The following is an 11,998-nucleotide window of genomic DNA, read 5'->3' on the forward strand; positions in this document are numbered from 1 at the left end:
CTCACCTCCAGGGGGCCTCGGTGGTCAGGCAGTTGCGGACTCCAGATGCTTGGCCCAGGCGAGCAGGGCCGCGTCGGTGAGCGGTACGCGGTCGTCGGCTCGGCGCAGGAACCAGCCGTCGCTGTAGCGCTGGGGTAGCCATCCCGAGCCGCTGACCGACACCGGGTTTGGCTCGCCACTGGCGCCGTTGACGAGGTGACAGGACAGCAGAGCACTGGTCAGCCGACGCTGGATCGGTCGGAACCACCCCCAGGACGTGTCCTGCCAGAGCGCGCTCAGCGGTCTGGGGCTCCACGGCTGGTCGGCCATGAGCGGCAGCCACTTCTCTCCGAGCAGGGGCTGCCCGGCGGCAGCGCACTCGGCGGAGGCGAGCGTCAGCGCCAGGCGTTCCAGGACCAGGTCGGCCGAGGCGTACAGGCCATCGACGATCAGTCCGATGAGGTCCTCGGTCAGGCTCGCCACCGTCTCGGCGCGGTCGGCCACGCCCCAGGCGCGGTAGACCTCAGCCTCGCCGGAGTTGATGACCGGAATCCACTGGCCGGCCTGGTAGCGCTTCGCGGTTCGCAGGCACGTCAGCGCCGGCAGGTCCCTGCGGACCCGGCGGAACAGAGCGAGATCGTCGGCACGAACGTCGAAGCCACGCAGGAGTCCGCGCAACTGCTCCATCTGGTCCGGGGTGGAGACCTGGAGGTCGATCCGGACGCCGTCGCTCAGCCACGAACGGGACCCGGGGAGATCCGGAGCGTCGCCGAGCAGGCGCAGGTCGATGTCACTGGTTGCGTGGGCGAGACCACATGCCAGGGCTCCCTCCAACCAGACCGCCGTGCCGGGGTGGGAGGACAGGAGGCGCTCGGCGGCCTGGCCTGCGATGCGGAGGCGGCTTCGTGTCGAGTCGCTGATCACGGGCCCTCCTGGTGGGCGGCTCCTACTGGAGTGGAGATCGACGCGAGGAGCTGGGTGAGCCAGGCGTCCAGTTCCTGGCGGACGTCCGTGCGTTGAGCGCCGATGTGCGGCGTGACCAGGAGGTTCCGCGCACCAGCGGTGGTGTGCGCCAGGCCCACGTGCTCGGCTTCGATGGCGTCCAGGGCGAGACCGCCGATCCGCTGTGCGTCGAGCGCGCGCAGGAAAGCCTCCACGTCGAGCGTCTCGATCCGACCGGCGCAGATCACCAGCGGCTGGCGGGCGGCAACCCCAGCGAGGAAGCCCTCGTTGAACAGCCCTCGCGTCCCGTCCCGCAGCGGCAGGGCCATGACGTGGACGTCCGCGTGCTCGACGAGCTCGTGAGCGGGCAGCTGCTGCAGCTCGGGAGGGTTGGATGGCCAGTGGGCGAAGGTCACTCGGCGTGCGAAGGGCGCGAGCAGCCTTGCGGTCGATCTCCCGACCGGGCCGGCACCCCACATGGCGACGTCGAGCGCGGACAGGGGCCTGCCCAGGCAGGCGTCCTTCATGTGGCTGCCCTGGACAAGGGCGTTGTGGCCCAAGGGGATGCGGCGCGCCAGGCTGAGCGCGGCAACCAGGCACCACTCGGCCACGGCGGCGGCACTGACGTGCGGATTGCGGTGCAGGGTGATACCGCGCCGGGCCAGCTCGGCAACGTCGATGTTGTCGGTACCCGAGCCGACCCGGACGACGTGCTGGAGCAGCGGCAGCTGGTCGAGCTGCTCGCCGCCCAGCCGTGCTCCGGAGCGCAGAGCGAGGAACGTGGCCCGGTGCGCGGCGTCGGGCAGCGAGTCGAAGTCGACCGTCTCGATGAACTCGACCCCAGGAAGCGAGCGTTCGAGTTGATGCAGATCGGCGGCGCCCTTGGCGATGAGGACGGTGTCGGTCATCAGGGGGCGGTTCCTCGCGGCACTGGGGACAGGTAGCGTCCGAAGGCGAGGTCGCCGTCGCCGACCAGGACCTCGATCGGCGGGGGCGTGCCGAAGAAGTCGTCCGCGGCACGCTTGACGCCGGGCAGGCCGTCCCACGCTTTCGGGTTGACGGCGGTGTCGGCGTAGTCGTCCAGGAGGAGCGTCCCAGCGGGGGCGAGCCTGGGGACGCAGGCTCGCAGCCCGGTGAGGGTGGAGTCGTAGAAGTCGCCGTCCAGGTAGGCCAGGGCGATCGTGCTGGGCAGCTCGCCGGGGATGGTCTGTTCGAACCAGCCCGGGTGGATCGTCGGCGGTGTGCGGTTCCACCGGGCGTGGGTGTCCAGGACGTCCTGCGGAGTGGAGCGAAGGTCGCCCTCGGCGAGGTGATCGGAGTCCTTGGTGCCAGGGGCGGGCATGCCGGCGAAGGAGTCGAAGACGTGGATCTCGCGCTGGCTATCGCCGAGCGAGTCCAGGACGCAGCGCATCCACAGGGCCATCGCGCCGCGGTAGCAGCCGAGTTCGACGATCGCCCCGCCGATGCCCTGCTCGACCAGGCGGCGCAACTCGTCGGTGATGACGTTCAGCCGGTCGGCGCAGACCGTTCCCGCGTGCTCTGCGAGGAGCCACTCGCGTAGGTCGTCGTTCAAGGCGGTCACCACCTGTCGATGAACGGGTCGTTGAGCCGCCCGTGAAGGGCGGCAACCAGCGGCTCGTTGATCCGGGGCAGGAGGTACACCTCGGTGAGCTTGCCGATGGGCGTCCATTCGAAGCCGACCTGGATCGGGTCGGGCGGGTCCGGGAACTGCGGGGTGGTGCCGTCCAGCGGATGGGAGAGGAAGGTGAACTGGGTCTTCTGGACGGTCCCGAACTCGTCGTTCCAGATGGCCGGCACGTACTCGGTCACCAGCAGGAGGCGGTCGACGGCCACGTCGAGTCCCGTCTCCTGCTGGACCTTGCGGCGGACCGCGTCGCGCAGGCTCTCGCCCTCCTGCGCCTTGCCGCCGGGCAGGTTGTAGTGGAACCCGGAGTGGTCGTCGTAGGAGAGGAGGAGGACCTGGTCGTCGTGCAGGATTACGGACTTCACCGACACGCTGATGCGGGGCAGGGTCATCGCGGGATCCCTCGGGGTGTGAGGTCAGATGCAGGACAGTGCGTCAGGTTCGCCCACCCGCAGCAGGTCGCCGACGGCCGCGAGCGGGGCCTCGGCGCTGGGGCGGAAGGTGCCCTCGCGGGTGAACTGGCGTGCGGCGGCGCGCATGCCGGCCAGGGCGGCGCGGCTGAACTGGTTGGCGTAGATGCACAGCCGGTAGCCGGCCTGGCCGAGGTCGGTGGAGGTGAGCTGGGGGAAGGCGGTGGGCACGGTGACCAGCGGGGCCGCGTTGGTCCACCGAGCGGCCACCTCCAGGGGCTGGCCGCCGGTCTGGTCCTTGGAATGGATCAGCACGGCGTCCGCACCTGCCTCGACGAAGCGTGTCGAACGGCCCGTGGCCAGCTCCAGGCTCATGCCGGCGATCAGGGACTCGGTGCGGGAGATGATCACCAGCTCGTCGCCGACGATCTTGCGGATGCGCTCGATCTGCCGGACGACGAGGTCCGCGGCGGCGAGCTGCTGCGCGGTGTGCGCGGCGAAGCTGTTGCACTTGGGGTAGGCGCTGTCCTCCAGGCAGACCGCTGCTGCCCCGGCCCGGACCAGGTCGGCCGCGATGCGGGCGGCACCTTCGACGGTGCCGCCCGCGTTGTCGACGTCGACGATCACTGGGCGTTCGGTTACCCGGCCGAGCGCGGTGACCACGTCGGCCAGGTCGCGGGCGCTGAGCACGTTGGCGTCGGGCAGGCCGAGGGCGGCGGACACCTCCAGGCCGCTCACCCAGAGCGCGTCGAACCCTTCCTCGATGGCCAGGCGGGCCGCCATGGCGTTGACGGCCCCCGCAGCCAGCACCGGGCGTGCCGGTGTCGGCGAGGTGAGCGACCGGCGTAGTCGGGCCGCCGGATCGGATGTCGGCATCAGCTCTCCTTCCCTTCGTCGGCCGGCAGGCCGGGGATCAGTCCGAGGTGTTCGAGCGCGGTCCATGCGGAGCCGAGGACCTGCGCCGGGGTGGCGCCGGCGTCCAGGCGGACCACGGTGCCGAGCAGCGGGAACGCCTGCGGGGAACCGGTGACCTCCGCGTAGACCTCCTGCACCGCGGACTGCACGTGGTGCACGTCCCAGTCCGCCCGCACGGCGTCGCCGGCGCGGTCCTTGGCCCTCAGCATGGAGTCGGCGGCGGGGAGTTCGAGCACCAGCGTCGCGTCCGGACCCGCCGCCAGCCCTTCGGCAAGGGCCTTGTAGGTGTCCTCCGCCCGGGCGCCGTGCTTGACGGCGAAGAACGCGAGCTCGCTCAGCAGCCAGCGGTCCGCGATGACCGGCCGTGCGCGGCGCTGGGGTTCGACCAGCTGCTGCAGCGTGGTGTTCTTGTCCGCGACGATGGCCGACAGGTAGCTGGCCCTGTTCTCGGCGGACGGCCGGTACTTCCCCTCGACGATCTGCCCGGCGTGCTCGGGCGACAGGAAGTTCGTGGTCAGGACGCAGAGCGGGGTGGTGTCGAACAGGCCCTGCCACAGCTGGAAAAGCCCCTTGCGGAGCGTGGTCTTCCCAGTGCCGTCCAGGCCCTCGATGGCGATGAAGGGGTAGCGGTTCGTCATCACTCGACCTGCCCTGCTCCGGTGCCGCCTGCGTACTTGGTGAACTGCCCGCGCCACACGGCGGTCGTGGACACCAGGTCCACCAGCCGCAGCTCGCCCAGCTCGTCCAGCAGAGCGGGCAGCGTCCGCTCCACCTCGATGCTCGCCGTGATGGCCTCGCAGAAGGCCCGCCGGGTCCGTTCGTCGTCCTGTGCCCGAAGGGCGGCGGCCAGCACACGGCCCGCCATTCCGTAGGCGACCGCGCTGACCGCGCCCTCCAGGACCTGGGCGGGGATCGGCCCGGGGTTCGGCTCCAAGGTCAGGTGCCGCACACCGCGATGCCTGATCACCGCGAAGAACCCGACCCACCACGCGCTCGCCTCGCACGCCGCGATCACGGCCTCGACCCACGGCGCCGCCGCGCCGTCGGCCAGTAGGCGCTTGCGGGCCTGCTCCGCCGCGCGCACCGTGCCGACGGCGCTCGCGTCTCCGTCCGCGCCGTGCTGCTGCGGGTACGACCACCAGTAGGAGAGACGCGCGTGCTGGAGCAGCGTCTGCGCCTCCGGACCGGGGACGCTGGTGGGCCGCAGGGCCAGGCCGGCCACGGGGACACCGCTGATGTCGGGCAAGCTCCCACCGGCCTGCGCGATCTCGCGCCACTCCTCGATGTGTAGTTGCAGCCGCTGGATCAGCAGCCCGTCCGCCAGAGTCTGCCAAGCCGCCCTCAGCGACGGCGCGGTGGACTCCTCCGCAGGACTCGTCGTTCTCATCACCTGTAAGTCCTTCCTGGCGCGCGGCCCGTGGTGGCGACGACCGCCGCAACCGGCTCGCATGCGCTCCACCCATGGTCACGAAGAAGCCCGCTCTCGCTTATGGGCGTTTATGCGAGTCGCGGCAGATGCCAATCTGACGGGGCATCACACGGAAGAATGTCAGGGTGGAAAGCAGTCAGCAGCGACGGTGCACCTCCTGCGGCAGCGCCCTGAGCCGCTACAACGCCGGTGCCAGATGCGGCCCCTGCCAGCGCGGGTTACGTATCGCGCCCGAGTTCTGGGACGACCCTCAGGTCCAGCAGGCAGTGTCGACCTGGGACCTGGGAACACTGTGCCGCCTCATTCGGCGCCATACCGGCATGCCACAGGCGGCCTTCGCTCGGATCGTCAACAGCGACCAGTCCGAGATCAGCCGATTGGAGCGCGGTCAGCGGGCCATCAAGGACCGGCGCAAGATGACCCAGTGGGCCCAGGTTCTCAACTTCCCCGAAGAGTTGGCTGGTCCGCTCCCGAGTGAGTCCGAGCACCCGGTGTCGACCACGCAGGTCGCGAGGCGCCTGCCGACTGCCACCGCGGCGGCCGGGTCGCGGCACCTGTACTTCCCCGCCGGCCAGAGCCTCTCCGGTGGTGCCCTGCCCGCACTGGTGATCGACGCCGAGACCTTTCGCGGCAACGAGCTTCACCTCAGCGGCAGCGCCGAGTTGGACGCCTGGACGAAGGCGTCCACCCGCTCCCTCGTGATCGCCAAGCGGACCATCGACGGTACGAGTCGCCAGTTCGCCGTCGACGCCCGCTTCGGTGCCCGTGCCAAGGGCAAGGCAACGCTCCGCATCCCGTCCGCGTACGAGCTCGACGACCTCACATACGGGATCCTGTGGGCAGTCACCGGCTTCGACGCCGCTCTGCTCGACGACGACGCCGGTCTGCACGCCGTCCTGCCGCTCACCATCGGCACCGACCTCGACCCGCTGGCCGCCGCCGCGCAGGACGAGGACCTGACGCCCGGCTCCCTCATGTTCATCGGCTCTCAGGCCAGCGCCCACTACATCCTCGACAGCCGCAGCGCCCTCGGCGAAGACCCGGTCTTCTGGACCCGCGAGCAGAGCGGAGAGGAGGCCGCCACCTGGCTCTTCTTCATCCACAAGCTCGACTACCTCCGACGAACCGCCCCGGCGACACCCGAAGCGAGGGGCGGGACCGGCCGCGCCTTCTGCATCCCGCCGGCAGCGGTCACCCGCTCCCCAGGTCACGAGCGGGTCCTGTTGTTCCTGGCGATCGCCCTGATGGAATCCCTCGGCATCACCACCTGGATCACCGACAACTCCGACCTCATGGAGACCGAGGGCTTCGCCCTGCTCCCTCAGCAACGCGCCATCATCGCCAGCTGGGTGCGAGCCGAGGCCGTCTCCAAGCTCGGACGCACCACACGACGGGCCGACCTGCACGCCTTCGCCGACGCCGTCGGCCACGCCGCCGCGCACTCCGTCACCACAGCCGATGCCACCCGCGACCGCCTCATCGCCACCGCCGACTACCTCGGACTCGACTGGGCCTGGCTCACCCGGCGCTGCCGCCAGCTCGCCACCGTCGGCACCCGCGCCCTCGCCAGACCTCGAAGCCGACTGCTCGGCCTGGAAGGCCTGGATGCCGCTTGTCAGTTCATCGCCGCCCACCACGTGCCCTGAACCGATAGATTGCCCGGAGGTCGCCCGGCCGCACCGCTGATGGGACAACACCCGAACAAGGAGACAATGGCGTTGAGCAAGAGGACAGTCGCGATCTTCTCCCTGGGCGGAACCATCGCCATGACCACCGACCCGGCCACGGGCGGAGTCGTACCGGCCCTCTCCGCCCACGAGCTCCTCGCCGCCGTCCCCGCTCTGCAGGACCTGGACGTCGAGCTGCGCGTCCACGACTTCCGGCGCCTCCCTGGCGCCTCCCTCAGCTTCGACGACCTGAGCGCCCTCTCGGACGCCATCGCCGACGCCTTCCGGGCCGACTGCGACGGCGCGGTGGTCACCCAGGGCACGGACACCATCGAGGAGACCGCCTACCTCCTCGACCTCCTGCACGCTGGCGAGCAGCCGATCGTCGTCACCGGGGCCATGCGCAACCCCACCCAGCCCGGAGCGGACGGACCGGCGAACATCCACGCGGCCGTCATCGCCGCTGCGGCTACAGAACTGCGCGGCGCCGGCACCGTGGTCGTCCTTGGCGACGAGATCCACGCGGCCCGCAGCGTCCGCAAGTCCCACAGCACCAGCCCGGCCGCGTTCACCTCCCCGGCCACTGGGCCCCTCGGACGCCTCTACGAGGGCCGCGTCCACCCACGCGGCCCGCTCGCCGCCCGCACCGCCTTCCCCGGACCGCTCACCAGCCCCACGCCCCGCGTAGGCATGTACACCGCGACGCTCGGCGACGACGGCACCCTCCTCGCCACGATGGCCGAGGCATGCGACGGCCTCGTCGTAGCCGCGTTCGGCGTGGGCCACGTCCCTCAGAATTTCGTTGCCACCCTGGAGCAGACCGCCGCCCGGATCCCGGTCGTCCTCACCAGCCGAATCGGCAACGGACCGGTCCTGGAAGCGACTTACAGCTTCCCCGGCTCGGAGAAGGACCTGCTCGCCCGCGGACTGATCCGCGGCGGCCACCTCGACCCCTACAAGGCCCGGCTCCTCCTGCACCTCCTGCTCGCCCAGGGCCGGAAGGCCGACGAGATCGTCGCCGGCTTCCGCGCCATGGCTGACTGACGCCGAAACCCCCAGCAGCCCTTCAATCGCGAGGACCATCCCCATGCGCGCCAGCGAACTGACCCTCGGCCGGACCTTCGGCGTCACCTTCGAGCACGGCGAGGACTTCTTCGAGGCCCTCGCCGCGTTCTGCAAGGACAACGACGTCCGGCAGGGCTACATCCCCATGTTCATCGGCGCGTTCTCCGAGGCCGAGATCGTTGGCACCTGCGACGGCCTGACCCACCCCGAACAGCCGCTCTGGGACCGCACCCGCGTCGAATTCGTCGAGGCCCTCGGCGGCGGCACCCTCGCCCACGACCCTGCCACCGGACTGGTCCTCCCGCACATCCACCTCGCTGCCGGTCTCAAGGGCGACAACGCCGATGGACGCACCAGCCACCTGCTCAGCGCTCGGGTGCAGTTCCTCAGCGAGCTCATGGTCGTGGAGGTTACTGGGCCCACCATGACCCGGCCGCGCAACCCGCAGCTCTACGACGTGCCGCTCCTCACCTTCGGCCCTACCTGTTGAGCCTGCTCAGCCAGTCATGGCCCGGCAGGGCCAGCTCCAGCGCCCCCACGAGCCAGGCCCGCTGGCCGGCGTCGAGGCGGGGCAGTACCCGATCGAAGTCGAGCTGGTCCTTCTCGCGCACGTTCTTCGCCTTGTAGAACAGCTGCACCTCGGGGCTCAGGTACGGGATGCCCGTGCAGGTCACCTGGCCGAGCTGCGCCAGCGGGCGCCGGACGCGGGAGTCCCGACGCGAGACCCAGTCCTCACCGTCGGCCTTGTCCAGCATGAGCTGAACCGACCACGGCTCGTCGGGTGAACGACGGCACCACACGTCGTGCACCCGGCTCGGCAGGTCCTCACCCGTCGACCAGGCACGCAGCCTTCCGGCACCAGGCGGATCGGCCAGGAAGAGGTCCCACCCCTCGAAGTGCCGGCGGACCCGGGCCTGGTCGCGGTGAAGGACCAGCACGTCGAGGTCGCTGTGCTCGCGGTACGGCTCACCGACGGCCCATTCGATCGCGAAGCCGCCCGCGATCCACCAGGGGAAGTCCGCCCCGGCCAGCAGCTCGGCTGCCTCCTGGGGTGAGAGGGGAGTCCACGGCCCCTGCGCCGGTACGGTCGCGTTCGCGTCGATCACGGCAGCCATCCTGGCACTTCCCGCACTGAGCAGCCCGTCCAACTCGCCTACGCATAAACACGCATGGGGGAATCCAGCCAGCACGCCCAATGTGGTTGGCGCGGCTGACACTACCGAAGCGTGCGAACGCTCTCGCAGAGGAGGAAGCAAGTGCAGGTGCCCACATCGGTCCCCAATCGCACCACCGAGTCCGCTCCGGCCGCGTGTCGGTCGACATCCAGGCACGCCAGTTGGCGACATCCAGCCATCGACATCAGCGCCGGCGCCGCCCGACGCGAGACCCGTTCCACGCTGGCGGCCTGGGACCTCGCCGAAATCGCCGACGCGGCTGAACTGTGCGTGTCCGAGCTGGTCACGAACGCGATCACGCACGCCCGGCACCCCGACGCCACATTCCAGCTGGACCTGGCCCGCCACGGGGACCACCTGCTCGTCGCAGCCAGCGACGCCGACGGTCCCGCCATCCCGCACCTCCGTATCCCAGAGGACGGCGACGAGCACGGCCGCGGTCTGCTGATCGTCCGTGCGCTGTCAACGGCCTGGGGCGTGGCGTACTCCAACGACGGCCTCAAGACCGTCTGGTGCAGGCTTGAAACGCATGTGATCTCCGAGTCCGTCCGCCAGTTGGCCAGCTGAGGTACCGGCGCCTCGCACTGATGGTGCGTGCGGAGGCGGGTCGCCCGCCTCGGCCACTGGCCTGGCTGAACCTCGCCAGCGGCCCGATGGTGTCAGCTGGCGCGACAGTCACCGCCATGAGCGACTCCCAGCCCCAAGAAGTCGTGGCCCAACCCCGTACCGCCGCCGGCGTGCTCTTCTTTGACGGGGACAACCGCGTCCTCCTCGTGAAGCCGACCTACAAGCCCGGCTGGGAGATCCCCGGCGGCTACCTGCACGCGGGGGAGACTCCGAGCGAGGGCGTCGCCCGCGAGGTCAAGGAGGAGCTCGGCATCACCCCGCCGATCGGCCGCCTGCTCGTCGTCGACTGGGCACCCCACCCCGCCGAGGGCGACAAACTCCTCTTCGTCTTCGACGGCGGCACCCTCCCAGCCGACGAGCTCAACCGCATCGCCGTCGACCAGGTCGAGATCGACGAGTACGCCTTCCACGCAATCGACCAGGTCGACACGCTGCTCATCCCCCGCCTGGCACGTCGAGTCCGCGCCGCAGCTGACTCCCGGTCCCGGGGCAGCACCGACTATCTGGAGCATGGCGTACCGGTATGACCAGGACGGGCCGGATGCCTGCTGCCTAATCGTCACCGAAGTGGCAGCACAGGCGGACTGATCGCAATGGTCACGTGTGTCAGTCTCGTCGCCTACGCTTCGTGGATAGGTCTCGAAGAACAGTGACGGGGGCTCTGTTGCAGGAGCACGCCAACGATGGCGCTTTGATACCTCCGCGCGCCTCCGCCCTGATGGAATCACTCCGGGCGTTCGGCTACGACATGGCCACTGCGCTGGCTGATCTCGTCGACAACAGCCTCGCGGCAGCAGCCAGCGAAGTCCGCGTGGAGTTCAGCACGGACAAGGGGGCCGCCTGGGTTGCGGTGGTGGACAACGGTGCCGGAATGACCGCGGCTCAGTTACACGAAGCGGTCCGTTTCGGGGGCACGGGACCCACGGCCGAGCGCCGGGTCGGCGACCTTGGACGATTCGGGCTGGGGTTGAAGACCGCATCACTCTCGCAGTGCCGCCTTCTCACGGTTCTCTCCCGCACTCCTGATGGTCTGGCATCCAGGACCTGGGACCTCGACCTGGTCCGGGCCACCGACGACTGGCGTGTCCTTGTGGTGCCTGACTCCGAAGCTCTGAGTATCGCCGAAAAGTTGGGGTTCGAGGGCAACGGCACAATGGTTCTCTGGCGCCGGCTGGACCGCGCAGGAGAAGGCCCTGTACTCGCCCGACGACTCGGCCAGTGCCGTGCGAAACTGCGGATGTGGTTCCACCGGTTCCTCGAGGCTGGTGCGCTTCGTCTGGTGGTCGGTGACCACTCGTTGACACCGTGGGATCCGTTCTGGCGTCGTCATGTGGCGACCCAGGACCTTGGGACGGAACGACTCGGTGAGGCCACCCCGGTACTCGTGACGCCCTACGTACTCCCGCACCCGACGCGACTGAGCGAGGCTGAGCTTGCCGAGGGCGCTGGCCCGCGTGGATGGCACGCGCAGCAGGGCTTCTACGTGTACCGCGGGAACAGGATGGTCTCCGCCGGAGGTTGGCTCGGACTACCCGACCTGACGATGGTTCCGCCAACCCGGCTGGCGCGAATCGAGGTTCATGTCGACCCTGCTGACGACCACAGGTGGCAGGTCGACGTGCGTAAGTCCCGGGTCCACGCTCCTGCTGCCCTGGAGGAGCGACTCGTACGGCTCGCCACCGCAGCCAGGGATGCGTCCACCAGGGTCTTCCGACGCCGAGCGGTGACCGCGGGAGAGGGACGCGGCCGCGACGGAGGGGTCACCTTCGGCTGGGTGCACGAGCGACGACACGGCGTCTCCAGCTACCTCGTCAACCGACAGCACCCGGTGGTCGTGGCCGCGCTTGCCAGCGACGAGGGTGCGAAGGTCGAGGCTGTTCTTCGGCTCGTCGAACGAACGCTGCCTGTGGGTTTCATCGCCATCGAGGCACAGAACGATCCCGGGAGAACACCGCAGGCGGCGCTCGAAGGCGCCGACGAGGCGGAGGCGCGAGCGGACCTGACGGCGATGCTCGCCGCACTGCCCGACGACCCGGCGACCAGGGAGGCCGCGATCCGGGCGCTGGCCTCTGTCGAGCCCTTCAACCGATTTCCCCACCTGGTCGCCGAGATCGCCGGCCAGGTCCGTCCGGAAGGCGCGTGAC

General features: G+C 69.9%; 14 protein-coding genes. 6 read left to right on the plus strand and 8 right to left on the minus strand.

Annotated features, from left to right (window positions below; translation table 11 throughout):
- Positions 1 to 24: 24 nt before the first annotated feature.
- From ACGF07_RS10270 to ACGF07_RS10300, 7 genes are read right to left on the minus strand one after another with little or no spacing between them, the layout of a single operon-like run.
- Complete coding sequence (locus ACGF07_RS10270) at positions 25 to 903, minus strand: hypothetical protein (protein WP_392897117.1); 879 nt, start codon at positions 901 to 903, stop codon at positions 25 to 27.
- Positions 900 to 1,829, minus strand: a complete 930-nt coding sequence (locus ACGF07_RS10275) for an NAD(P)-dependent oxidoreductase (RefSeq protein WP_392897119.1) — start codon at positions 1,827 to 1,829, stop codon at positions 900 to 902. Before ACGF07_RS10275 ends, ACGF07_RS10270 begins: the two co-directional genes overlap by 4 nt.
- Positions 1,829 to 2,503, minus strand: coding sequence for a TylF/MycF/NovP-related O-methyltransferase (locus ACGF07_RS10280; protein ID WP_392897120.1), 675 nt, complete (start codon positions 2,501 to 2,503; stop codon positions 1,829 to 1,831). Before ACGF07_RS10280 ends, ACGF07_RS10275 begins: the two co-directional genes overlap by 1 nt.
- A complete protein-coding gene (locus tag ACGF07_RS10285) occupies positions 2,500 to 2,958 on the minus strand; it encodes an NUDIX domain-containing protein (RefSeq protein ID WP_392897122.1) in 459 nt (152 codons plus the stop codon). The genes ACGF07_RS10280 and ACGF07_RS10285 overlap by 4 nt, the downstream gene beginning before the upstream one ends.
- Before the next feature lie 24 nt (positions 2,959 to 2,982).
- Positions 2,983 to 3,852 (minus strand): isocitrate lyase/phosphoenolpyruvate mutase family protein, encoded by an 870-nt coding sequence (locus tag ACGF07_RS10290; protein WP_392897124.1) that lies wholly within the window; start codon positions 3,850 to 3,852, stop codon positions 2,983 to 2,985.
- Positions 3,852 to 4,529, minus strand: coding sequence for a dTMP kinase (locus ACGF07_RS10295; protein WP_392897126.1), 678 nt, complete (start codon positions 4,527 to 4,529; stop codon positions 3,852 to 3,854). The genes ACGF07_RS10290 and ACGF07_RS10295 overlap by 1 nt, the downstream gene beginning before the upstream one ends.
- Entirely contained in the window at positions 4,529 to 5,278 is a 750-nt protein-coding gene (locus tag ACGF07_RS10300; RefSeq protein WP_392897128.1) for a hypothetical protein, read from the minus strand. Before ACGF07_RS10300 ends, ACGF07_RS10295 begins: the two co-directional genes overlap by 1 nt.
- Before the next feature lie 362 nt (positions 5,279 to 5,640).
- On the opposite strand from ACGF07_RS10300, the gene ACGF07_RS10305 reads away from it, so the two are divergent.
- The 3 genes from ACGF07_RS10305 to ACGF07_RS10315 all read left to right on the plus strand — a co-directional run bounded on the left by ACGF07_RS10305 (position 5,641) and on the right by ACGF07_RS10315 (position 8,542).
- Complete coding sequence (locus tag ACGF07_RS10305; protein ID WP_392897130.1) at positions 5,641 to 6,966, plus strand: hypothetical protein; 1,326 nt, start codon at positions 5,641 to 5,643, stop codon at positions 6,964 to 6,966.
- A 66-nt stretch (positions 6,967 to 7,032) separates the two neighbouring features.
- Entirely contained in the window at positions 7,033 to 8,031 is a 999-nt protein-coding gene (locus ACGF07_RS10310; RefSeq protein WP_392897132.1) for an asparaginase, read from the plus strand.
- Between the two features lie 43 nt (positions 8,032 to 8,074).
- Positions 8,075 to 8,542, plus strand: coding sequence for a PPC domain-containing DNA-binding protein (locus tag ACGF07_RS10315; RefSeq protein WP_392897134.1), 468 nt, complete (start codon positions 8,075 to 8,077; stop codon positions 8,540 to 8,542).
- On the opposite strand, the gene ACGF07_RS10320 is transcribed toward ACGF07_RS10315, so the two are convergent.
- Complete coding sequence (locus tag ACGF07_RS10320; protein WP_392897136.1) at positions 8,532 to 9,158, minus strand: nucleotidyltransferase domain-containing protein; 627 nt, start codon at positions 9,156 to 9,158, stop codon at positions 8,532 to 8,534. The genes ACGF07_RS10315 and ACGF07_RS10320 overlap by 11 nt on opposite strands.
- Before the next feature lie 150 nt (positions 9,159 to 9,308).
- Between ACGF07_RS10320 and ACGF07_RS10325 the strand changes: the two genes are divergently transcribed.
- The 3 genes from ACGF07_RS10325 (at position 9,309) to ACGF07_RS10335 (ending at position 11,997) form a co-directional block, all read left to right on the plus strand.
- Complete coding sequence (locus ACGF07_RS10325) at positions 9,309 to 9,794, plus strand: ATP-binding protein (RefSeq protein WP_392897138.1); 486 nt, start codon at positions 9,309 to 9,311, stop codon at positions 9,792 to 9,794.
- 116 nt (positions 9,795 to 9,910) lie between these two features.
- Positions 9,911 to 10,381 carry an NUDIX domain-containing protein gene (locus tag ACGF07_RS10330; protein ID WP_392897140.1) on the plus strand — a complete coding sequence of 157 codons (471 nt, stop codon included), beginning with the start codon at positions 9,911 to 9,913 and terminating at the stop codon, positions 10,379 to 10,381.
- A 191-nt stretch (positions 10,382 to 10,572) separates the two neighbouring features.
- Positions 10,573 to 11,997 carry an ATP-binding protein gene (locus ACGF07_RS10335; protein ID WP_392897142.1) on the plus strand — a complete coding sequence of 475 codons (1,425 nt, stop codon included), beginning with the start codon at positions 10,573 to 10,575 and terminating at the stop codon, positions 11,995 to 11,997.
- Position 11,998 lies beyond the last annotated feature (1 nt).

The organism is Kitasatospora sp. NPDC048194 (genome assembly GCF_043202455.1).
Lineage (GTDB): Bacteria > Actinomycetota > Actinomycetes > Streptomycetales > Streptomycetaceae > Kitasatospora.

Coding starts and splice junctions, on each gene's coding strand:
- ACGF07_RS10285 (WP_392897122.1), bottom strand. CDS start 2,958: ATGACCCTGCCCCGCATCAGCGTGTCGGTGAAGTCCGTAATCCTGCAC.
- ACGF07_RS10305 (WP_392897130.1), top strand. CDS start 5,641: ATGCCACAGGCGGCCTTCGCTCGGATCGTCAACAGCGACCAGTCCGAG.
- ACGF07_RS10315 (WP_392897134.1), top strand. CDS start 8,075: ATGCGCGCCAGCGAACTGACCCTCGGCCGGACCTTCGGCGTCACCTTC.
- ACGF07_RS10275 (WP_392897119.1), bottom strand. CDS start 1,829: ATGACCGACACCGTCCTCATCGCCAAGGGCGCCGCCGATCTGCATCAA.
- ACGF07_RS10330 (WP_392897140.1), top strand. CDS start 9,911: ATGAGCGACTCCCAGCCCCAAGAAGTCGTGGCCCAACCCCGTACCGCC.
- ACGF07_RS10295 (WP_392897126.1), bottom strand. CDS start 4,529: ATGACGAACCGCTACCCCTTCATCGCCATCGAGGGCCTGGACGGCACT.
- ACGF07_RS10300 (WP_392897128.1), bottom strand. CDS start 5,278: ATGAGAACGACGAGTCCTGCGGAGGAGTCCACCGCGCCGTCGCTGAGG.
- ACGF07_RS10335 (WP_392897142.1), top strand. CDS start 10,573: ATGGAATCACTCCGGGCGTTCGGCTACGACATGGCCACTGCGCTGGCT.
- ACGF07_RS10290 (WP_392897124.1), bottom strand. CDS start 3,852: ATGCCGACATCCGATCCGGCGGCCCGACTACGCCGGTCGCTCACCTCG.
- ACGF07_RS10310 (WP_392897132.1), top strand. CDS start 7,033: ATGGCGTTGAGCAAGAGGACAGTCGCGATCTTCTCCCTGGGCGGAACC.